This is a genomic window from uncultured Sutterella sp. (assembly GCF_937923675.1).
In the GTDB taxonomy this organism is placed as follows: domain Bacteria; phylum Pseudomonadota; class Gammaproteobacteria; order Burkholderiales; family Burkholderiaceae_F; genus Sutterella.
Genome location: NZ_CALDXB010000043.1, coordinates 1 through 22617, shown reverse-complemented (window position 1 = coordinate 22617; position 22617 = coordinate 1). Strand labels below are relative to the sequence as shown.

General features: G+C 61.4%; 16 protein-coding genes. 12 read left to right on the top strand and 4 right to left on the bottom strand.

The genetic code is table 11. The annotated features are described in order from the left end of the window. Positions 1-111: 111 nt before the first annotated feature. On the top strand, positions 112-801 hold the full coding sequence (locus Q0106_RS05235; protein WP_297609842.1) for a hemolysin III family protein: 690 nt from the start codon (positions 112-114) through the stop codon (positions 799-801). A 143-nt stretch (positions 802-944) separates the two neighbouring features. Here Q0106_RS05235 and rpsT read toward each other — a convergent pair whose 3' ends face one another. Next, positions 945-1217 carry a 30S ribosomal protein S20 gene (rpsT, locus tag Q0106_RS05230; protein WP_139687683.1) on the bottom strand — a complete coding sequence of 91 codons (273 nt, stop codon included), beginning with the start codon at positions 1215-1217 and terminating at the stop codon, positions 945-947. A 263-nt stretch (positions 1218-1480) separates the two neighbouring features. Between rpsT and murJ the strand changes: the two genes are divergently transcribed. Continuing rightward, positions 1481-3016 (top strand): murein biosynthesis integral membrane protein MurJ, encoded by a 1536-nt coding sequence (gene murJ, locus Q0106_RS05225; RefSeq protein ID WP_297609839.1) that lies wholly within the window; start codon positions 1481-1483, stop codon positions 3014-3016. Positions 3017-3168: 152 nt separating this feature from the next. Here murJ and Q0106_RS05220 read toward each other — a convergent pair whose 3' ends face one another. Beyond that, on the bottom strand, positions 3169-3462 hold the full coding sequence (locus Q0106_RS05220) for a hypothetical protein (RefSeq protein ID WP_139687681.1): 294 nt from the start codon (positions 3460-3462) through the stop codon (positions 3169-3171). 232 nt (positions 3463-3694) lie between these two features. Here Q0106_RS05220 and Q0106_RS05215 point away from each other — a divergent pair, with 232 nt between their 5' ends. Then, on the top strand, positions 3695-5050 hold the full coding sequence (locus Q0106_RS05215; RefSeq protein ID WP_297609836.1) for a hypothetical protein: 1356 nt from the start codon (positions 3695-3697) through the stop codon (positions 5048-5050). Here Q0106_RS05215 and Q0106_RS05210 read toward each other — a convergent pair. Continuing rightward, positions 4997-6940: an ATP-binding cassette domain-containing protein gene (locus tag Q0106_RS05210; protein ID WP_297609834.1), complete on the bottom strand. Its 1944-nt coding sequence runs from the start codon at positions 6938-6940 to the stop codon at positions 4997-4999. The genes Q0106_RS05215 and Q0106_RS05210 overlap by 54 nt on opposite strands. Positions 6941-7006: 66 nt before the next feature. Further along, complete coding sequence (gene prmB / locus Q0106_RS05205; protein WP_297609831.1) at positions 7007-7933, bottom strand: 50S ribosomal protein L3 N(5)-glutamine methyltransferase; 927 nt, start codon at positions 7931-7933, stop codon at positions 7007-7009. A gap of 213 nt (positions 7934-8146) precedes the next feature. On the opposite strand from prmB, the gene smc reads away from it, so the two are divergent. The 9 genes from smc (at position 8147) to Q0106_RS05160 (ending at position 21712) form a co-directional block, all read left to right on the top strand. Beyond that, positions 8147-11707: a chromosome segregation protein SMC gene (gene smc, locus Q0106_RS05200; protein WP_297609828.1), complete on the top strand. Its 3561-nt coding sequence runs from the start codon at positions 8147-8149 to the stop codon at positions 11705-11707. A 235-nt stretch (positions 11708-11942) separates the two neighbouring features. Continuing rightward, complete coding sequence (locus Q0106_RS05195) at positions 11943-13157, top strand: hypothetical protein (RefSeq protein WP_297609825.1); 1215 nt, start codon at positions 11943-11945, stop codon at positions 13155-13157. Positions 13158-13224: 67 nt separating this feature from the next. Continuing rightward, positions 13225-15432 carry an NAD-dependent DNA ligase LigA gene (ligA, locus tag Q0106_RS05190; protein WP_297609822.1) on the top strand — a complete coding sequence of 736 codons (2208 nt, stop codon included), beginning with the start codon at positions 13225-13227 and terminating at the stop codon, positions 15430-15432. Between the two features lie 15 nt (positions 15433-15447). Beyond that, positions 15448-16197 (top strand): S-methyl-5'-thioinosine phosphorylase, encoded by a 750-nt coding sequence (locus tag Q0106_RS05185; RefSeq protein ID WP_152158656.1) that lies wholly within the window; start codon positions 15448-15450, stop codon positions 16195-16197. 33 nt (positions 16198-16230) lie between these two features. Continuing rightward, positions 16231-16749, top strand: coding sequence for a peptide deformylase (gene def, locus Q0106_RS05180; RefSeq protein ID WP_297609819.1), 519 nt, complete (start codon positions 16231-16233; stop codon positions 16747-16749). Positions 16750-16866: 117 nt separating this feature from the next. Continuing rightward, positions 16867-18843 (top strand): PhnD/SsuA/transferrin family substrate-binding protein, encoded by a 1977-nt coding sequence (locus tag Q0106_RS05175; protein WP_297609816.1) that lies wholly within the window; start codon positions 16867-16869, stop codon positions 18841-18843. Next, positions 18830-19462: a response regulator gene (locus Q0106_RS05170; protein WP_297609813.1), complete on the top strand. Its 633-nt coding sequence runs from the start codon at positions 18830-18832 to the stop codon at positions 19460-19462. The genes Q0106_RS05175 and Q0106_RS05170 overlap by 14 nt, the downstream gene beginning before the upstream one ends. Position 19463: 1 nt before the next feature. After that, entirely contained in the window at positions 19464-20936 is a 1473-nt protein-coding gene (locus tag Q0106_RS05165) for a flavocytochrome c (RefSeq protein WP_297609810.1), read from the top strand. A gap of 35 nt (positions 20937-20971) precedes the next feature. After that, a complete protein-coding gene (locus Q0106_RS05160; protein WP_297609807.1) occupies positions 20972-21712 on the top strand; it encodes an HAD family phosphatase in 741 nt (246 codons plus the stop codon). The last annotated feature ends 905 nt before the right edge of the window (positions 21713-22617 follow it).

Sequence of the window (22617 nt, the reverse complement as noted above, 5' to 3'; positions counted from 1 at the left end):
ATCCTGATCCCGTTCAAAGGCTAATCTCTCCGGGAGAATTCTCCCCGTGAGCCGCAGGAATGTTCTTCTGCGGCTCACGACGGGTCATCCCAGTGAGAAGAGGCTAGTGAAATGGGTCATTCAGAAAAATCGGCGCTGAATTCGCTCGGCGGCTATTCCGTGAGGGAGGAAATCGCGAACGCGACAACGCACGGCATCGCGGTGCTCCTTTCCATTGCCGCGCTGGTGCTTCTGATTGTTTTTTCCGTGAGGGAGGACGCGGGGGCGCTGACCATCGTGAGCTCGGTGATCTTCGGCGCCTCGATGATCATTCTCTATACGGTCTCGACCCTCTACCATGCGATTCCGAATCTGAGGGCGAAGCGCGTTCTCCAGGTACTCGACCACAGCGCGATCTACATTCTGATCGCCGGTTCCTACACGCCTTTCTGCCTCATCACGCTCGGGAACACCACGGGGATCGTGCTCTGCTCCATCGTCTGGACGATTGCGCTTCTCGGCGCCATTCTTCAGCCCATTCTCCTCAGGGCCGCCGACTGGCTCAACTGCGTTCTTTATCTCGGCTTGGGCTGGTGCATCGTCTTCGTGATGAAGCCCCTGATTGAATCGCTCCCGACGGGGGGCCTCTGGCTTCTTGCGGCCGGGGGCGTCACGTATTCGCTCGGCGTCATCTTTTATCTCTGGGAGCGGCTCCCGTACAACCACGCGATCTGGCATGTGTTCGTGCTCGCGGGCACGACGCTTCAGTTCCTCGCCGTTCTTCTCTACGTGATCCCGGAAGCGCCCGGCATTGCCGCCTGACCAAAGGCTGCCAGCCGAAGAGCTTCAAAAACTTGAAGGCAAACGAAAAGCCCGGGCATTTCTGACCGGGCTTTCGGATCGACGCCTGTGTCGCTGCCTGAGGGAACAGCGCTTTCAGGAGTGCAGTATTTGCCTGACCTAAATTAGGCGGCGGCAGCCATCGCCTTGATTTCGGCGGAGAGGCGGCTCTTATGGCGGGCAGCAGCGTTGCCGTGGAGCACGTGCTTGCGGGCCATCTTGTCGATCACGGATTCAGCAGCCTTGAAGGCTTCGAGGGCAGCAGCCTTGTCGCCGGCAGCGACGAGCTTGCGCACCTTCTTGATGGCGGTGCGGTACTGGCTGCGCTGGGCGGCGAGATGCAGATTACGCGCAACGGTCTGACGGGCGCGCTTGCGAGCTTGCTTGGTATTGGCCATTTTTCTGTGGTTTCCTAAAAATCAGTCGACGATCTGGTGTACGTACGAGGGCCGTGTTTTCGGCCTTCAGAAAGTGCGTTTTCCCGGGGAGGAAGACGGAATTTCTGTTACGAAAAGCCATCCATCCTGTTGGGTGACCCCGAAAAGTCCTAAACTATACCACCTTTTCGGGCGGCGCACAGCGAGTTTCCGCCTGAAATCTTTTGCCTGCCCGCCGGATGATGCTCTTTCCTCCGGAAGTTTCCGCCAAAAAGACGATACGCATGTCGCTCATTAAATCCGCCGCCACCATTTCAGGACTTACGCTTCTTTCGCGCATCACGGGCGTTGTGCGCGACATGCTGATTGCGCGTTATTTCGGCGCGACGGCCGAGACCGATGCGTTCTATGTGGCCTTCAGACTCCCCAACATGCTGAGGCGCCTCTTCGCGGAAGGAGCCTTTCAACAGGCGTTCGTGCCGATGCTCTCCGAAGTGAGGGAAAAGGAGCCCGAGGAAGGCGAAAGGCGCTTCATCGACAACGTCTTTACGGTGCTCGCGCTCGCGGTCTTCATCGTGAGCGTTCTCGGCGTCATCGCCGCCCCGCTTCTCGTCTGGGCGATTGCGGGCGGCATGAAGGGCGACGCGGAAGCCTTTACGCTCGCGACGGGACTTACGCGCTTCATGTTCCCCTACATCGCCTTCATGAGCCTCGTTGCTCTTGCGGCGGCAGTACTCAACACCCGGAAGAAATTTGCGCTTCCTGCGGCAACGCCCATTCTCCTCAATATTTCCTTTATTCTCGCGACCGTTTTCCTCGCAGACCGCTTCGTCGAACCCGTCTGGGCGCTTGCCGTCGCCGTGATCGGCGGCGGCGTGCTGCAGCTCGGCGCTCAGGTCTGGGGGCTCTCGAGAATCGGCGTCCGCGTGCGTCCGAGAAATGTGAAAAAGGCGCTCGCGGACGAAAACGTGCGGCGCGTTCTCACGCTGATGGCGCCGGCGCTCTTCGGGGTGGGGGTCGCTCAGCTTTCCATTCTCATCAATACCAACATCGCGTCGCACCTCGGGCAGGGCGCCGTGACGTGGCTCAATTACGCCGACCGCCTCATGGAATTCCCGACGGCGCTCTTAGGCGTGGCGCTGGGCACCGTGCTCCTTCCTGGGCTCTCGGCCGCCCATGCGAGAGGGGACGATGCGCGCTACAACGCACTCCTCGATCACGGCCTGAGGCTCGTCGCGCTGGTCGGCATCCCGGCGAGCATCGGCCTCTGGCTCACGGCGGATGCGCTTGTGAGCTTCCTCTTTCAGGGAAGGAGCTTTACCCCTCACGACGTGAGCCAGACCGCGCTCGCCGTCGTGGGGTATGCGGTCGGGCTGATCGGACTCATCGGCCTCAAGATCATCGCCCCTGCCTTTTATGCGAGAAAGGACATCCGCACGCCCGTCAAGGCCGCCTTCATGTCGCTCGTCGTCGTGCAGCTCATCAACTGCATCTCCGTTCCCTTCCTTTCGCACGCAGGGCTCGCGCTCTCCGTGGGGCTCGGAAGCGTCGTCAATGCGGGAACGCTTCTCGTCATTCTGAGGCGGCGCGGAATCTATTCTCCCTGCGCGGGGTGGCTCAAAGCCATTCTGCGGATTGCGATCGCCTCGCTTCTGATGGGGGGAGCCGTCTGGTGGGTTCAGCAGGGCGTCGACTGGACGGCGCTTCGCTGGACCTGTCGCGCCGCGGGCGTTCTCGGCCTGGTGGCGGGGGCGGCAGTTCTCTACTTCGGAGCGCTTTATGCGCTCGGCTGGAGGATTCGGGACATCCGGCCCGCCTGACGGAGGGCGGCCGGAAAAGACGATCTTCTCCGGATTCATCCGACGAAAAAAAGGCGCTGAGGTCAGTCATCAGCGCCTTGCAATCCCGGGCAGCCTTCAAAGCGGATGTCAAAGTGCTCTGCAATGCTCTCCGGGAACGTTCCGGAGAGGATTCAATTCGATTCCTCAACTTCTTCGTCGAGTTCCGCCATGGTGGCAAAGGGCATTTCCGAAGGCCACGCGATGAGTTCGTCCTCTGTGAGCACGTTGAGGGCTTCGGGCCCGAGGTGCGCAGAGTTGACGGCATAGTTGAGCTTCGCATAGACCGAAACGAGGTCGCGGCGAAGAATTTCCGAGGCGGTTTCCTCGTCCATGTTTTCATCGAGCTTCCCGAGCGCATCCTGAAGGGTATCGGCGGCATCGAGCAGCGTGGCGTGGAGCCACTCCGGGTTGAGGTCTTCGGACATGTCTGAAATCTCCTTGAGCCAGTTTGGACAACAGGTAATCACATATTCCGCAATTGTAGGAGCTCCGGACGGGAGGCGGCTGTGAGGCCGGCGTCCTGCACGGGTTTTGCCGCATGCCGCCCGAAATGCGCGCTTAAGAAAGCACTCCTAGACTTGCGGGACAACATAAGAAGCCCGCTCCTCGCTCATGGTGAAGAGAAGCAAAGAGCGGCCACCCATGAGGAGACTTCCCATGCCCAAGAGCAAAACCGCACCCCGTCGAGCCAAGAAGCTCGAATCCCGCCGCGCCGCCAACGCGAGAAACGTTCAGCCGATGTCCTATGTCGAGATGCTCGACAGGCTGCGCGAGACGCTCAACGCCCGCTTCTATGAAGAGCAGGGCTTCCCGCACCTTGAGATCCTTGCCGCCAACTACAAGGGTCCCGTCACTACGGGCGACCTCTCCGACTACATGCAGCTGCAGCACTTCTTCATCGGCATGACCGTGGCGCTCGCCCATGCGGTGAGCTCCTCGAGCCGCATGACGATGGAACAGCGCGAGGACAGCTGCGCGGCCGTGGCTTATGCGATTGCGGCGACGCTTCTCGACCTGCGCGAAGACTTCCGCGACACCTCGGGCTGGATGGGCCGTCAGGCGCTCGACGCCGTGCGCGCCCGCTGGGGCATGGCGAAGATGTACCAGGCAGGCATCGAGGACGCGGCGCGCCAGATGGACGACAGGAGCCTCGCCTCCTACTTCGGCATGGATTTCGTGATGACGCTCCTCGACATGACGGGCGAGCTCGCCCAGAGGGGAAGCGACACCGTCGTTTCCGTGACGACCTGCAAGGATGAGGTGATTACGGCCTTCACGAGCTATGCAACCGCCAATCAGGCGCTCGCGGGCTCCCGCCTCGTTGACCTCGAGAAGATCTTTGCCGAAAATGCCGTGACGGAAGAGTTCCACAAGGACTATCCCAACTGGCGTCCGGAACCCGCCGATGCGCTCAATCCCGCTCTCCTCGGCTTCAACGCCCTTTCGGACGAAGACACGGCTTACCTCGAGAAGCTCCTTAAGGACCCGCACTTCCTCCACGACATGCGCGTCCTTTACGTGCGTACGCCTGCCGAGGAAATTCCTCAGGGCAAGCGCGAAGAGGTCGTCATGGGCTATGCGCTTCGCTACGGCCCCCGTTCGACGAAGGCCTTCGAGGCCGGGCGCGACCCGACGGAAGCCGAAATGGATCAGGACGCCGAGGTGATCAACCTTCTCGTCATGACAGTCTTCCTTCAGGCCGACGCCATTACGGTGGCGGGCATCGACGATGATCCGAAGGGGGATGACGAGATCGACCGCGATTCGCACACCTATCAGGTGACGATGGATTCGCCGGTTCAGAAGGTTTTTGAAACCTGGAAGAACACGAAGCTCGTTCCGGGCGCTGCGCCCGTACCTGAAGCCAGGCCTGATGCCGGCCTGAGCGCTCAGGAAGAAAATGGCGGTCTTTCCGGAAAGAAAGGCCGCCATTCTTCTCTTCAGGATGCCGAGGCCGCTTTAGTGCGAAGCGGATTCAGAGGCATCCTTTCCGATCGCTTCGATTTTTTCTGAAAGCTCGAGCCAGCGCATTTCAAGCGCCTCAACCTTAGGCGCAAGCTCGCCGTGTTCGCGAAGCGTTTCGGCGACCTTGTCCTGGTCGGCGCTGTTGTAGAACTCCGTGTCGGCCAACTGTGCGTCGAGCGCCTTGAGGCGGTCGCCCAGCTTCGTCATTTCCTTTTCCACTTTCTCGAGCTCGCGCTTCAGGGGCTTTCTCAGCTCGGCAATGCGCGCGCGCTCCTGAGCGGCAAGGCGCCTCGCCTCGCTCTTATTGATGGCGGGAGCTTCAGGACGGGCGGCGGCGCGCTCCGCCTTCGCCTCGGCCTGCGTCATGCGGCGGTGTTCGAGAACGAGCTTTGCGTAGTCGTCGAGGTCGCCTTCGTAGGTTTCGCGCTTCCCGTCATGGATGAGCCAGAGTTCGTCCGTGACGGCGCGAAGGAGATGGCGGTCGTGCGAGACGAGAAGCACGGATCCCTCATAGGTCGAGAGCGCAATCGTGAGCGCCTCGCGGGTTTCCATGTCGAGGTGGTTGGTCGGTTCGTCGAGGATGAGAAGATTGGGCTTCTTCCACGCGATGAGGGCGAGCGCAAGGCGGGCCTTTTCGCCGCCCGACATCGGCCCCACGGGGCTCGTCGCGAAGTCGCCCGAGAAGCGGTAGGTGCCGAGGAAGTCCCTCAGCTCCTGTTCGCGCGCTTCCGGAGCAATGTGGCGGAGCTGCTCGAGGGGCGTTTCGTCCATCCTCAATTGGTCGAGCTGATGCTGGGCAAAGTAGCCGATCTCAAGGCCCTGTCCGCGGCGGATTTCGCCCGCGATCGGCGGGAGGTCCCCGACGATCGTCTTGACGAGGGTGGATTTGCCGGCGCCGTTCACGCCGAGAATGCCGATGCGTTCGCCCGAGCGCACGCTGAAGGAGACGCCCCTCAGGATCGGATTCCCGTCGTAGCCGCAGGAGAGGCCTTCGGCGTCGACGAGATGATCGGGGAGGCGTTCGGGCTTCAGGAAATTGAAGCGCCACTCGCGCTTCGAGCGCACGGGTTCGACGGACTCGAGGCGCTCGAGCATCTTGATGCGCGACTGCGCCTGACGGGCTTTGGTCGCCTTGTAGCGGAAGCGCTCGATGTAGGCCGTGAGGTGCGCTGCCGTCGTTTCGTAGGCCCGGCGGGCGGCATCCTGCTGGCGGAGCTTTTCAATCCGATCGCGTTCGAACTGAGTGTATTTTCCGGCATAGCGGCAGATGGTGCCGTCCTCGACCGACCAGATGGTTTCCACGGAACGGTCGAGGAATTCCCGGTCGTGCGAAATGATGACGACGGTCGATTCGACGCGCCTCAACCAATTCTCGAGCCAGATGAGGGAGTCGATGTCGAGGTGATTGGTCGGTTCGTCGAGAAGAAGCAGATCCGCGGGCCGCATGAGGGCGCGCGCAAGCGCGATGCGGTTTCTCCAGCCGCCCGAAAAGTCCCGGACCATGCGGCCGCAGTCGGACTCATGGAAGCCGAGGCCCGAGAGAATGGTCTTTGCCTGGGCGACCACCGCGCCTTCGTTCACTTCCGCGAGTTCGCTGTGCGCAGCCGCAAGCGCCATTTCGTCGCCGGACTTTTCCGCGAGCGCGAGGTTTTCGCGCGCCTTCATGAGAGGCGCGTGGCCCGAGAGCACGTAGTCGATGCATGAGACGTCCTCCACCCTGAAGCTCTGCGCAACGTGCGCAATGCGCTCCTTGGGCGGCGTTTCAATGTCGCCTTCCTCGGGGGAAAGCTCTCCGAGAATCGCCGCAAAGAGGGTCGACTTTCCGCAGCCGTTCGGGCCGACGAGGCCGATGCGCTCGCCCGGGCTCGCAATGAGGTTCGCTTTGGAATAAAGAACGCGCGTCCCGCGCATGAGCGCGAGATTGAGTAGTCGAAGCATCTTTGAAGGAGGACGAAAGGACGGTGAATCAAAAAGGAGGATGGACGGCTCCGATGGAGCCTCTCTTTAATTGCGGAAGTATTCGCGAAGGTCCTTCGCGTGCGCAAGGAAGACCTGGTCGTCGCCCCCCGACACCGAAAGCCAGGTGATCGGAAGGTCGGGGAAGAGCGACTCAACGGCTTCGAGACCGTCGCCCACTTCAACGATGAGAATGCCGTCTTCGGTGAGGTGATCGGCCGCCTCGCTCACGATGCGCTCAACCACATCCATGCCGTCCTCGCCCGCAGCGAGCGCGAGCGACGGTTCGTGGCGGTACTCGTCGGGGAGCGCATCCATCGAGCGGGTCGTGACGTAGGGCGGGTTCGAGATGATGACGTCGAATTTGCGGCCCTGGAGGTTTTCGTAGAGGTCGCCCTGAACGAGCTCGAGCTCGTCGTCAAGGTCATAGTCGCGGCGGTTGATTTTCGCGACTTCGAGCGCATCGGCGGAAATGTCCGAGCCCGTCACGGCCGCGTGCGGGAAGCACCCCTTCGCGAGAATCGCGAGGCATCCCGAACCCGTGCAGAGGTCGAGGACGGAACCGACCGCTTCCGGATCGGACACCCAGGGAGCAAGGTCTTCCTCGAGAAGCTCTGCGATGTAGGAGCGCGGAATGAGCGCGCGCTCGTCGATGTAGAAGCGGTGGCCGGTGAGCCAGGCTTCCTTCAGAAGGTAGGCGGTCGGGGTTTTGTCGTGAACACGGCGGTCGATGAGGTGCACGAGGCGAACGAGTTCGTTGTGCGTGAGCGCGGCGTCAAGGAACATGTCGAAGCGCTCGAAGGGGAGCTTCAGCGCCCGGCAGATGAGAAAGGACGCATCTTCCGTGGAAGTGGGCGAGCCGTGGCCGTAGCTGAGGTTCGCGTTTTCCATCTCCGTCACCGCCCAGCGGTAAAGGTCGCGGATGGTCTTGAGGTTGTGAATGGGATCGTCAAGAAGCGGAGCAACTTCGTACATGTAGCGTCCTCGGAAATTCTTCTGTAAAAGGCCGGAATGGGGCGGAAAACTCTCATCCGGCTGATGATTGCGCTGCGCCGCATTATAGAGAGAGGCCGGACGGCACTCCTAAAACTCAATGAAGTGCGCGAAAATACCGGATCCGCCGGCCGCACCTCCCTTAGGCCGCACTTTCCGCTTTTTTTCAGTTCCCGCAAGAGGAGTCCCTTCAAGTTGCGCCTGCGCCAGATCAAAATAGCCGGCTTCAAGAGCTTTGCTGATCCGACCGTGATCGACATCCGCGACCCCTTCATCGTGATCGTGGGGCCGAATGGCTGCGGGAAGTCCAACATCATTGATGCCGTGCGCTGGGTTCTCGGCGAAGGACGCGTGAGCGAACTGCGCGGGAAGGCCGCCTCAGAACTCATCTTTGCAGGGTCCGCTGCGCGAAAACCCCTTGGGCGCGCGAGCGTCGAGCTCGTGCTCGACAATTCCGATCATGCCGTGAAGGGCCCCTGGGGGCAGTATGAGGAGCTTTCCATCCGCCGCGTGGTGACGGGCGAGGGCCTTTCCGCCTACTACATCAACCACCAGCAGGTGAGAAGGCGCGACGTGCAGGAAATCTTCCTCGGCACGGGGCTCGGCTCGAGAAGCTATGCGATCGTCTCGCAGCACATGATCGCTCGTTTTACGTCCGCAAAGCCTGAGGAACTGAGAAACTACCTTGAGGAAGCCGCGGGCGTTTCGCTTTATAAGGAGCGCCGGAGGGAAACCGAGTCGCACTTAAAGGAAACGCAGGAAAACCTCGAGCGTGCGGGGGATCTTCAGACCATGCGCTCCGAGGAAATCGAGCGCCTGAGAGGCGAGGCTGCCACCGCAGCTCGCTGGATTGAGCTCGATAAAAGGAAGACGGAATCCGAAGCCCTCTGGTACTTCCTTCAGTGCGAAGCCGCAAGGAATGAAGCCGATGCCGCGAAAGCCGACATCGTCCGCACGGAAAACGACATCGCGATGAAGCGCCGGGCGATTGAAGAGTGCGAAGGCGCTCAGGAAGCGCTCGTTGCCGATGAACGCCGGGCGGACGCCGAATATCAGCGGATCTCGAGCGACTTCCAGAATGCCGAAAAGGAGCTCGCCCGGCTCGAGGGCGAGATGAGCCGCCTCGTCGAGCGCCGCAGAAAGGCGGAGCACGATCGCGAGGAGGCTCAGAAGCAGATTGCTGAGAAGAAAGAAGCGCTCAAAAATCTCGAGCGCGACAACGAGGAGCGCTCGGGCAGGATTGAAATGCTAGAAGAGGATCTCGCTGAATTCGAGGCCATGAACGAAGCGCGGCAGGAAGAACTGGACCGTGCTGAAGAAGCTGAGCGCGCGGCGAGAGAAGCTTCTGAAGCCGCCGGGCGCGTGCTTGCCGACGCCCGTACGGAGGAGCGCTTGAAGGAGCTTGAGCTCTCCCGGGAAAAGGAGCGCGTGCGGGAACTCGAAGCCAGGCTGAAGCGCCTCGGCGACGAGGAAAAGAATGTCTCCCGCCCGGACCCTGAACGCCTCAACGCGCTCGCCGAAGAATTGAGCGGGCTTCAGGAGGAGTCCGAAGAGCTCGCCGCGATGCTCGAGGAAGCGCTCGAGCGCGCCGAACTCTCGCGGGAACGCGCGGCCGAGCGAAGCGAATTCTATTTTTCGCGCCTCTCGGAATTGAAGTCTCAGACCGCGAAGCTCCAGACGCTCGAGGAAGTCCAGAAGGAAGCCCTGAATGCCGATGCGCTCACGGAATGGATCAAAAATGCCGGCATCGACGGACTTCCCGAGCTCGCGGACGCCATTGAGGTGCCCGACAACCTCATCACGGCGCTCGAAGCCGTGCTCGAGCACAGAACCCGGGCATTTCTGCTGAGGGATCTGCGGTCCGCCGCCGACTTTGCGCGCCGCCGTCCGCCGGCGCGTCTCTCCTTTGCCGCTCCTGCTGCATCGGGAGGCGCAGAGAAGACCGGCGGCTGGGAGCTGGGCGGGAAGCCCGTGGAGCTTCTCAGGTCGAAAATCGAAACCGAGAACCCGGCGGCGCGCGCTGCGATCGATGCCTGGTGTTCGGGCGCGGCGCTTGCCCCCGATCTGGCTGGAGCGCTTCGCGAGCGCGAGAAGATTCCGGCGGGGCATTTTTTCGTGACGCCTCAGGGCGACATCGTGACGAGCGCCACCGTGACCTTCTGGGCGGCGGAGGATCCGAGGCTCGCGCTCCTGTCGCGCGGGCGCGAGATCAGGGAACTGAAGGCCCGGATCGATGATTTCGAGCTTCAAGTGGCTGAGGCCGACGACGAACGTCAGAAGGCTTCCGGAGACGAAGCGCGAGCCCGCCGCGAAGCCGAGTCGCTCCAGGTAAAGAAAACTGAAGCCGAGAGGCGCCTCTCGAAGCTCACGCTCGAGGAGCGCGATGCCCGTGCGGAGCTCGAAGCTGCTCAAAGGCGTGAAGCCGATCTCAAGCGCTCCCGCGAGGAACTCGAAACAGAGTTCGAGGAGGTTTCTGCGCGCTCTGAAACGGCGCTTCAGCTCGCTGAGGAGGCCGCGGAGAAGCTTGACCGGGCCGAACGGGATGCGGGCGAAGCCGCGGCCCGGCACGGGCGCACTCAGGACAGGCTGATTGAGATCCGGCGCGAGGAAACGGAAAACATCCACCGAGCCGCCATGAAGAAGCTCGAAATCAGCCAGGCGCAGGAGGCCCTAAGGACGGCGGAGCGCCGCGGAACGGAAATTCAGAGCGACATCGAGCGGGAGAAGGCGCGCCTCGAAGAGGCCGAGAAAAGCCTTGCCGAGGACGATCAGAATGTTCTCGAAAAAGGCGCTGCGGAACTTCTCGAAAAGAGCGCTGAATTCGAGAGGGCTGCGGGCGACGCGCAGGGGCGGCTTCAGGAAGCGAAGCGCCGTACGGAAGAGAACCTGCAGCTGATGAAGACGCTCAATGCCGAAATTCTGCCGCTCACGGAAAAAGCGGGGCTTCTGCGCGGAACGGCGGAGCAAAAGGCGGCGCTCCTCGGGCAGCTTTCCTCGCGCCTCGATGAACTCGGCGTTGAAGTCGAAAAGCTTCGCCTCATCGCGCTCGAGCGCGGAATGAAGGTGACGGCCGTCAGAAACGAAGTCTCGCGCCTCATGAACGAAATTGCGGCTTTGGGCCCCGTCAACCATGCGGCGCTCGCGCATCTCGAGGCTGCCGAGAACGCCTGGAAGCTCGCGGCCGCTCAGATGGACGATCTTGCGAAAGCGGTGGAGACCCTTGAGAACGCCATTCGCCGCATCGACATGGAAACGCGCGCTCGAATGAGGGAGACCTTTGAGAAGGTGAATGCCGGGTTCGACGAAACCTTCAGGCTTCTCTTCGGCGGCGGCGACGCCTCACTCCAAATCGTGGGCGACGAAATCCTGACGGCCGGCGTGGTGATGTCCGCGCATCCTCCGGGAAAGCGCAACTCCACGCTCAATCAGCTTTCGAGCGGTGAGCAAACGCTCACAGCGATTGCGCTCATTTTTGCCATGTTCAGGCTCAACCCCGCGCCGTTCTGCCTTCTTGACGAAGTGGACGGGCCGCTCGACGAAGCCAATCAGGGGCGTCTAGCGAGGCTCTGCATTGCGCTCTCCGAGGCGACGCAGTTCCTCGTCATCTCGCATCACCGCTTCACGATGGAGCATGCTTCCTCTCTGATCGGCGTTACGATGAAGGAGCCGGGCGTGAGCCGCATCGTGAGCGTCGACGTAAAGGAAGCCGTTGAGATTGCAAAGGCGGATGCAGCGGCAGGGAAAAAGAACGGCTGAGGATCGGGTTCTGCCGCCGGGTCCGGAGTCCTATGGGAGATATCTCCGGAATGGAGATCCCGAAGAACAATGCGCGGAAAGCGCGTGCGGCGTCAGCAAGGTTTGCAAGGCTTCTCATAAAGATGAGGAACAATTTTTCTCCTCTCGTCTACCTATTCGGTAGGTAGAATGATCAGCCAAGCGCCGCTTTCAACAACGGAGCGGCTTATTCGTTCTCTATCCTCGGGCTCACGTCATGCAATCGCTTGAGATCCTGATACCCATCATTGTTATTGCCGTCATTCTGGTCGGACTGATTTTCTGGCGATCAAAGCGCGAGGAAAAGCGCGCCCGGGAATCCGGCGGGAAGCTTCGCTCCGTGCAGACCGCTGACGCGCTTGCGGGCTCGGAACCGCGCGTGGAGCCTGATCTCATCGCTCAGGCGACTGAACGCGCGCGCAGGGCGGCTGAAGGAGACCTCAGCAGCACCATCAAGGCTGATCCGACGCTGGGGCGGCTTCTCGATGAAAGCGAGATCCCGACCCCGACCGAAGAGCCTCCGATCTACGCCGAGCTTGAGCGCGAGGAGGCTGAGGAAGCAAAGGCCGAGGAAGCGAAGAAGGAAAGCGCCGAGCAGTCTGCTGATCCGAGAAGCCGCGCCGTGCCGCCGGTGGATTCCGCCATCGAATGGATTCTCGATATTGCGCCCGTCGACGGGATGCAGTTTGCGCTCGGCGGCGTGAAGAGCCTGAAGCTCGAGCTCGCGCGCCTCAATCTCCCGCTTCTCGTGCGCGTCTTCGCGCAGTCCTCGAAAGACGGGCTCTATTACGAAGCCGAGGAACTCCACTTCCCGGCGCGCCACGTTGTCGCCTCCATGGTGCTCGCCAACCGGGCCGCGAAGCTCGATGAAGTGGGCGCGTCGCGCTTTTATCAGGTGCTCGAGCAGTCGGCGGCGCAGAACAACGTCGTCATCCGCCGCGAGCTCGAACCCGGCCAGGCGGTGCTTCGTTCCGCAACGCTCAAGAACTTCATCAGTTATTTCGACCGCAAGATCGAGGTCGTCATTGCTCCGATCGATCCGGAACATCCCTTTGATCTTGAAGCGGTTTCTAAGGCAGCGCGCAAGGCGGGCTTCGAATCGTCGAGCGGCTGCTGGGAGCTTCGCTTTGATCCGGCAGAGCGCGACCCGGTGATCTCGCTCGCCTTCGGTCCTGAAGGAACGAATACGCTGGTCCTCACCTACGACCTGCCCCTCGGGAACCTCGCCCGCGGCGACCTGAAGCGCTACTTCGCGCTTGCGAACCACCTCGCGGCGGAACTGAAGAGCCGCTGGAGCGACTGCTCCAAACACCCCGTGGATGCGGGCGGCGCCATGCTGATTGCCGAACAGGCCGAGGCGCACGGGAAGCTCATGACGGAAAACGGCGTGGAGCCCGGATCAAACCGCGCGCGGCTTCTCTTCTCGCGCTGACTGAAGAATGCGAAGCGTCCGGCGGAGAGAATCCCCGGGCGCTCTTTTTTAAGAAATTTGCCTATCCATGACCTCTCTTTTTGACGAGACCGAAGAGGCGCCGCTTTCTGCGCCGAAGAAGGCCCCGGCGGCAGAAAAAACTCCGGCCCCGGCTGAACCGCTTTCCTCCGACTCCGATCCCTTCGGCGCGAAGGCCGCGGCTGCGGCAGTTGCGCCCGAAAAAGCGCGCGAGCGCATGGCGGAGCTCGAGACGGAAATCGAACGCTGGAGCTACGAGTACTACGTCCTTGATGCGCCGAGCGTGCCCGACGCGGAGTACGACCGCGCCTGGAACGAACTCTCGGCGCTCGAAGCGCGCTTTCCGAAACTGAAGAGCCCGACCTCGCCGACGCTTCGAGTCGGAGGCGCCGTGCGCGAGGGCTTCAGGAAGGTTTCCCACAAGATTCCGATGCTCTCGATTCATACGGAAACGGACTTTTCGAGCGAAGGCGCGAAAGCCTTCGACGAGCGCGTTCGTCACGATCTGGGGCTTGCCGAATCCGATCCTCCCGTTGAATACGACTGCGAACTCAAGTTTGACGGTCTCGCGCTCTCGCTTCGCTACGAGTCGGGGGTCTTTGTTTCGGCGGCCACCCGCGGCGACGGATCCGTGGGCGAGGACGTCACCGAAAACGTCCGCACGATCCGCTCGATTCCCCTGAAGCTTACGGGGAAGTATCCTCAGGTGCTCGAAGTCCGCGGCGAATGCATTATGCATAAGAAGGACTTTGAGGCGCTCAATGCCCGTCAGGAAACAGAGGGCGAAAAGCTTTTCGCCAATCCGAGAAATGCGGCAGCCGGGTCGCTTCGGCAGCTCGACAGCAGCATTACCGCGAAGCGCACGCTGCACTTTTACGCCTATTCACTGGGCGAATGTTCCGAACATTTCGCGGACACGCAGAGCGCGGTGCTCGATCGCTTTGAGTCGCTCGGGTTCCCGGTCGCCAAAATGCGCCGCGTCGTGATGGGCGCGGAGGCGCTTGCTCAATTCCACGAGGACGTCCTCCGGATGCGCGGGGACCTTCCCTTTGAAATCGACGGCGTCGTCTATAAGGTCAACAGCCTTGAGCTCGAGGCCGAACTCGGCTTCATTGCGCGCGAACCCCGCTGGGCCTGCGCGCACAAGTACCCGCCTGAGGAAGCCCTCACGCAAGTGCTTGGAATCGACGTTCAGGTCGGCCGCACGGGGCGCCTCACGCCCGTCGCGCGCTTGGCGCCCGTCTACGTCGGCGGCGTCACGGTTTCGAACGCGACGCTTCACAACGAGGACCACGTGACCGAAGATCTCGACCTGCGCGTCGGCGACACGGTGGTGGTTCGCCGCGCGGGCGACGTGATTCCGGAGATTCTTCGCGTCGTGAAGGAGCGTCGTCCGAAGGACGCTGTGCCCTTCCGCATGCCCGAGGTCTGCCCCGTCTGCGGGAGCGCCGTCATTCGGGACGAAGAGGAAAAGGACATGCGCTGCACCGGGGGACTCTTCTGCCCGGCGCAGATGAAGCTTTCCATCGTGCACTTTGCCTCCCGCCGCGCGATGGGCATTGACGGGCTCGGTGAAAAGATCGTCGAAATGCTCGTCGACGAAAAGCTCGTCGCCACCCCGGCTGACATCTTTACGCTCAGGGCCGAGGATCTGACGGCGCCCATTCAGGCTACGGTCGGAACAGCGAAGCCCGTGAAGCGCATGGGGCCGAAGGCGGCGGAAAACCTTCTCGCCAGCATTGAGAAGGCCAAGTCGACGACGCTCGCGCGCTTCATCTTCGCGCTCGGCTGCCGCCACGTGGGCGAAGCCACGGCGCTTGCGCTCGCCAACCATTTCGGCACGCTCGACGCTCTCGAAAGCGCTGAGGTAGACGCGCTCTTGGGCGTCCCCGATGTGGGCGAGGTGATTGCCGAAAGCATTCATGCGTTCTTCCGCGAACCCCACAACCGCACCGTGATCGAGGCGCTGATTCACGCGGGCGTTCACTGGCCGGCAGTGGAGAAGCGTTCAGGAGAAAGCCTCGTCGCCGGAAAGACCTTCGTTCTGACGGGGACGCTTCCGACCCTTACGCGCGATGAAGCGAAGGACCTTCTTACGGCCCAGGGCGCGCGCGTCTCAGGGTCCGTCAGCCGCCGCACGGACTATGTGGTGGCGGGTGCGGAAGCCGGGAGCAAGCTCGCGAAGGCGGAGGAACTCGGCATCCGCGTGATCGGCGAAGAGGAGCTCAGAAAGCTCCTCGCAGGCCAGCCCCTTTAATGGAGACGGAAAAGAATGCTCGCACTCATCGGCGGAACCGGATTTGAAGAAGAAGGCATCATCACGGATGCCGAGGAAATCGAAATTGAAACCCCGTGGGGAAAGCCCGCGGCGCCCCTCGTGATCGGAAAGCTCGGGGGCGTGCCGCTCATATTCCTGAGACGCCACGGCGTGAAGCATGAGTTTGCGCCCCACGTGATTCCCTACCGCGCCAACATCTGGGCGCTCAAAGCCGCGGGCGCCAAGGGCATCATTGCCGTCGGCACCGTGGGCGGCATCGGGGAGGCGCTTTCAGCGGGCACGCTGATGGTTCCCGATCAGATCCTCGACTACACCTGGGGGCGCGAACACACGTATTTCGACTCTCCGGAAGCCGGCGTGAAGCACATCGACTTCACGTACCCCTTCGACGAAGGGTTGTCCCAGGCCCTTATCCGCGCCGCCCGCAGGAGCGGACACGGCGTTGTCGAAGGCGGCGTCTACGCGACGACCCAGGGTCCCAGGCTTGAGAGCGCAGCCGAAGTGCGCCGCTTCCAGCGGGACGGCGCCAATGTGATCGGCATGACGCTCTACCCCGAATGCGCGCTTGCCCGGGAGCTTGATCTTCCCTATGGGGCGCTTTGCGTGTCGGTGAATTCGGCGGCGGGTCTGAGGGAATCTCACCGCAAGATCGAATTCGAGTCGCTGAAGGAAATCGTCGACCGGGGCGTGCGTGCTGCAGTGGATGTGGTGCGCGAGGCGCTTCGCGCGAACGCCGCGGAATAATCTCTGATTCGATTCGCTGGAGGCGCCCGGAAGATGGTGAGAGAAGTTCTCCGCATGGGAGACGCAAGACTCCTCGAGCACGCCCTTTCCGTGAGGGATTTCGGGAGCCCGCGGCTTCGCGCGCTCGTCGCCGACCTCTGGGACACCATGGCTGCGGACGGCGGGATCGGGATCGCGGCGCCCCAGATCGGCGTGAGCGAACGGGTGATCTGCTTCGGGCTCGAGGAGGGGTCGGGAGGAGCAAGGGCCGGCGTGCCGAGGACGGTGCTCATCAATCCGACGGTTGAGCTTCTGGGCGACGAAACCGAGGACGGCTGGGAAGGCTGTCTCTCGCTTCCCGGGCTCAAAGGCATGGTGACGCGCGCGAAGCGCATCCGCTATACGGGGTATTCGCTCGAAGGCGAGCGCATCGAACGCGAGGCGGAGGGCTTTCATGCCCGCGTCGTGCAGCATGAGTTCGACCATCTTGAAGGCATTCTCTATCCCATGCGCGTCACCGACTGGACGAATTTCGGCTACACGGACGCGCTCTTCCCGGAACAAAAAGGCTGAAGCGGCGCGCCGGAAAGCGCTTCCAGCGCCGTTCTTACCCGCGGGACATCTCTGCTAAGCTTTTTCCTTCGGAATGCCTCACTTAGGCCGGCCGCACGCTTCGTCCCATTTCGCGCAATGAAATTTTCTTTTCCCCGACTGACTTTTCTCCTCGCGCTGGCGCTCGGGGGTTCTCCCCTGGCGCCCGTTGAGGCAGATCCCGCACCGGCGGATGCGCTCTCGGGTGCGTCCTTCAATCTCGCCGACGTGAGAAGCATGCAGTATCGGGATCTGGCGTCTGACGACGATGCCCGCGAGACGATCCAGGAGGAAGCGCGCCCGGGCGACTTTGTCTTTGCCTTTGAGGAAACGGGAAAGAACGAGGCGTACTTAAGAATCGTGCTCCCGCTCGCTGAAGCGCTTCGCATTGCGTTTCCGGAGCGCCGCGTGATTGTGCGCAGGATCCCATCGCACGGCTTCGCGCAGACCGTGAAGGCGGAGCGCATTCCCTTCGTCATTTCCACCGCGGGCTCCATGGTTTCGCTGATTGACGATTCGGGCGCCATTCCGCTCGCCGTCAGGGAGCGGTCTCTCGGAGGCGACGCCGCTGCGCAGGCGGCTGGCGGTCTCCTCATCGTCGACGCAAGACGAAAGGAATTGGGAAGCTTGGCGAGCCTGAAGGGCGCGAGGATCGCGGTGGAGAGCAGCCTTTCCTTCGGCCCCTGGCAGTGGCTCGCGGGCCGCCTCGTTTCTGAAGGGCTTGACCCAAAAGGCTATTTCGCCTCTGCCGTCTGGCGTCCGCACGACCTTCCGGAAGTCTTCAACGCTGTGGCGACGGGCGGCGCCGACGCAGGTCTCGTGTCGCTCTGCACCTTTGAGACGCTCGTTGATACGGGCTTCATCGACAAGGACGCTTTCCGGCCGGCTGCCGTCCTCTCCGGGACTCCGGGCCCCTGCCGCTCGAGCACGCCCGTGCTCCCCGACTGGACGGTGGGGTATCTTCCCGCAGCTGAGAGCGGCGCCGTGAGAAGAGTGGCTGCAGTGGCCTTCAGCATGCCCGACCAGGAAGGCTGGCGCTGGGGTACGCGCGTCGACTTGTCTCAGGTGAGAAGCCTCATGCAGGCGCTTCACTACGGGCCCTACGCCTATCTTGACGAGCAGACGGTTCTCGGCTTTGCCAAGCGCCACAGCGAACTTCTTCTCATGGTGCTCGCGGTCTTCCTCTTTGTTGCATTCCATGCGGTGCGCTCGCGCTACCTCGTGCGCGTCAGAACGCGCGACCTCGAGGCGGCGCTTGCGGAAAAGAACCGCATGGAGGAAGAGGCGAGAGTGTCGCGCGAGCGGCTCTCCGCAATCGAGCGCGTTGGACTCCTTTCGCAGATGAGCTCCATGTTTGCGCATGAACTGAAGCAGCCCTTGTCGTCCCTTTCGAACTACATCGGGGGCCTCAGGATCTGGAATTCGAGGAGGAGCGCAGCGCCCGGCGACAAGGCGCTCGCTGAAGAGGCATTGAGCGCCATGGCGGAGGAAACGGGGCGGATCACGGCAATCGTCAATCGCGTGCGCGGCTACGCGAGGCAGAGCACGGAACCCCTGCAGCCCTGCGACTGGACGGCAGTCATTCGCCGCGCGATTCTGATTGTCGAGCGTCACGACGCGAGGCGCGTTCCGATTCTGACGGCGCCGGGCGGCTATCTGGCTGCGGACCAGGCGGACGACCGGGCGGCGATGGTGCTCGGCGACCCCCTTGAACTTGAGCTCCTCGTCCTCAACCTCATACGCAATGCCGCCCATGCGGCAAGCGTGCGCCCGGACGGCTTCGTGAGCGTGTCGCTCGCGAGAGAGGAAAAGAATGTTGTCCTCCATGTGACCGACAACGGGCCGAAGCTTTCCGAAGAAGGCTTTGCGCGGCTTACCGGCTACGGCGACTCCGTGAAGCAGGAGGGCTTAGGCATAGGCCTCTCCATCTGCAGAGGCATTGCCGACCGCCATGGCGGGGTGCTTCGCTTTTATCAGCTCCCTCATGAAGGCATCTGCGCTGAAGCCGTGATTGAAGCTCTGGATGATGCTCAGAACCCTGACGCCCGAAAGGAGAATAGTGATGACAGAGAATAAGGATGCCCTCGTTCGGATCGTCGACGACGATGCGGAACAATTGAAGAGTCTCGCCTTTCTGCTTCGAATGGGAGGCTTTGAGGTGATGACCTATCAGAGCGCGCAGTCCTTTCTCGAGATGGATGATCCGAGAAAGCCGGGGTGTCTGCTTCTGGACCACCGCATGCCCGGCATGACCGGGATGGAGCTTCAGGCGGAGCTTGTTGAACGCGGAAGCCTCCTTCCCGTCATCTTCCTTTCTGCACACGGCGACATTCCGATGGCGATGCAGGCCGTGCACCGGGGCGCGATGGATTTCCTCGTGAAGCCCGCGGCTCCGGACGTGCTCATTGCCGCCGTTGAAAAAGCAGTGAAGAAGAGTTTTGAGGATCTCGCCGCCGACGCGGGCCAGGCGGATCTTGCCGAAAAGGCGGCGACGCTTACCGATCGCGAACTCGAAGTGGCGCGCCTCGTCGCCCAGGGGCTTCTCAACAAGCAGATCGGAGACAAGCTCGGGATTTCGCTTCCCACCGTGAAGCTCCATCGCGGCAATGCCGCCAGGAAGCTCGGCGTCCGTTCAGCGGTTGCGATGGCCAAGGCCCTTGAGGCTGCCGGGCTCCTTTCTGACGGAGGCCGGTGAGATGGCTTATTTGCGCCGCAGATCCGCGCTTCAGGGCCTGGGGTTGCTCACGCTCTCCGGTCTTTGGCCGAAGATTCTCCAGGCGGAATCCATTCCCGCGGAACAATCCTGGGACGTGATTGCCGTCGGCGCGGGCGCCGCGGGCTTTGCCGCTGCGATTGCCGCAAGGGAAGCGGGCGCGAGGAAGGTGCTTCTCATTGAAAAAATGGCGCTGGCGGGCGGCCACATGCTCGTGAGTTCCGGGATGCTCAATGCCCTCGACCCGGAAGGCCAGAAGCGCATGGGAAGGACGGACTCAGCCGAGCAGTTCTTCCGCGATACGTTTGAAGGCGGGGGCGGAATCGGAAATCCAGAGCTCATCGAACGCATGGTGAAGGAGAGCCCCGGCGTCATCTCCTGGCTCAAGTCGATCGGAGTGGAGTTCGACCCGAAGCTGTATGAAGCTTATTCCGGTGTATTCCCCCGGGCGCATAAAACCACGCGAGCGAGAAGCGGGCTCGCTTACACGCAGAGGCTTCTTGCCCGCGCCCGGGCGCTTGGGGTTGAGATTCGCTACCGCACGAGCGCTCAAGGCATCGCGCTCGACGCCGGGGGGCAGGCTGCAGGACTCGTTGTGCAGACTCCCGACGGAAAAACAGAGACGCTTTCCGCCCGCGGAGTTGTGCTCGCAACGGGCGGGTTCGGAGCCAATCTGTCTCTGCGCTCCATCTGGGCACCCGATATTCCGGTTGATCTCGGCACTACCTACAGTCCGGGCCGCATGAATGAAGACCCGGCAACGGGCGACGGCATCCGGATGACGCTTTCAGCTGGCGGCGCGGTCACCGGCATGGAATACATTCTCGCCATTCCTTTCTGGGGCGGACGCATGCTCGACTATCCGGGTGCGGAGATCTTTCTTACGACGGACGGCATGCGCTTCACAGACGAAACGGCTGCCTGGGATACGGTGTTTTCCGATCTGCTCGCAACCGGCGCCACCGAATTCTGGGTCGTTACAGACAGCAGAAGCGTGAAGGGCGCGACCTTTGCGACCAAGATGCAGCAGGGGCTCGCCGACAGCGCAGAAACCCTCGAAGAGCTCGCCCGCAAAATGGGCGTTCCTTTAAAGCGCCTCGAACGCACCTTCAGGCTTTACAACGAAGCGGCAAGGAACGATATGGATCCGGAATTCGGCCGCACGCGGTTCCTGCAGGATCTCTCAAAGCCTCCGTACTACTTCGGCCGCGAGCGCTTCGAAGTGCACTACACCTGCGGCGGGATTGCCGTGCTCCCGGATGCCCGCGTGAGAAAGGGGAGCGAATTTTCATCCGAAGCGATCCCGGGGCTCTATGCGGCGGGCGAAACCACGGGGGGCCTTCACGGCAAATTCCGCTTGGGCGGAAGCGGCCTTCTCGATGCCTTCGTCTTCGGGCGCATTGCCGGGAAGAATGCCGCTCTTCATGCGCTTCGGGACCAGGCGAAGCCTCTCTGATTCTCTTTCTTTTATTTCTCTTTTCAGCTCAGAACATGTTTCTCGATCGACGCATCATCATTTTCGACCTTGACGGCACGCTTATCGACTCCCTCGGCGTCTGGAGTCAGGTTGACCAGGAGCTTCTGAAGCTCCTCACTGACGGCCGCGTGCTGATTTCAGAGGACGAGGCCGGGCACCTCAGAATGAGCGCCATGCAGAAGTACGGCGAAGGGTCGGATGCGTACCTCAAGTACATGGCGGACATGAAGGCCATGTTTGGACTTCCTGGGACGCCCGAGGAAATCCACCGCCAGCGCTACGAGCTCGCGCAGGAGTTTCTCCGTACGCGCGTCGACTATCGACCTGGGGCGCCGGAGGTGCTGAAGGCTCTCAAGCGTGCCGGGAAGACCCTCGCCATCGCCACCACTACGCGCCGCAGAAACATCGACACCTATTCAAAGGAAAATCAGAACCTTTTGTCCCAGGCTCCTTTCTCCGACTTGTTTGATCTCATCGTCACGCGCGACGACGTGGCGCACGTGAAGCCCGATCCGGAAGCGTTTTCGAAGATCCTCAGTCACTTTTCCGCCCGCCCCGAAGAATGCCTCATGGTGGAGGATGCGCTCCCGGGCATTCTGGGCGCAAAGGCTGCGGGCATAGATTCCATTGTGATTGCGGAGCGCCACTCGGAGACGGCGGCGGATCTGCTTCGCAAGAATGCGCTCGCTTACTTCGAAAGCCATCAGGACATTCTGAAGGCAATTGAGGAAGAGTCGGATTTGGTACACAGGTAAGGAGCGGCAAGCAAGAGGAGAAACACTCAGGGAAAGAGAGGAGCTTGCCTGAGCGCAAGAAACACTCAAAGCGGAGTTCCCCGGGTGCTTTTATTTACTGATTTTCAAGGAAAACAGAATTACTACGAATAGAATCAAAAGTGAGCGGTGACATAGTCGTAGCGGCCGCCTGTCCCCCCTAGGTTCAAGCGAGCCCCTCGCGATTCTCGAGCCTCCTCCCGCGAGGATTCCGGCTCCCGGCCCGAGAGGTGCATTCTCCTCCGACTTCACCGCCTTTCCCGCAGAGGACGCAACATTTATCCCCCTCCAGTCGCCTCTGCGGGCTTTTTTGTGAGGTGTTTTTTGGGTAAAGACCCGAGACTCCAAGAGTTCTGAGGCGCGTCAGCCGTTGGATTTGGAGCAAATTGACTTCGCGAAAATATCGACCAGGTGTTAGATCAGAGGGAATGAAATTCAGACTTCCTTGACTCCGTGATCCCGGAGACTTTTTTCTCTCGGCACCGCTGTTTTTCCTTGGAGCAAATGAAAGGTTAGAGGGCAATCAGACCAGAGAGGGATGACGAGGAACAAAAGCGAAAATTCTAATAGATAAAGACTATCGATAATTGATATAAGATAACTTTTATATCATATTATCGTTGCAAGTCCACCACTAATCGTATAGAGGTTTATCCCTCCACATATAAAACTGCATTTATTTGCAGTAATTTCGAAGAAATGAATGCCTTATAAGGGATAACCCCCCCCCCAGAAACTTGCTTTTTTAAAGTTCGTTTGTGCCCGCAAAAGGCATGGCGGCGTTTTGCCTGCGGCAACCCATTCCGCAGAGCCGCCCGAAACATTCAATTGGAGTTTCTAACAATGAATAAGACATTCAAGGTCGCCCGCTCCCTCACACGCGGCAC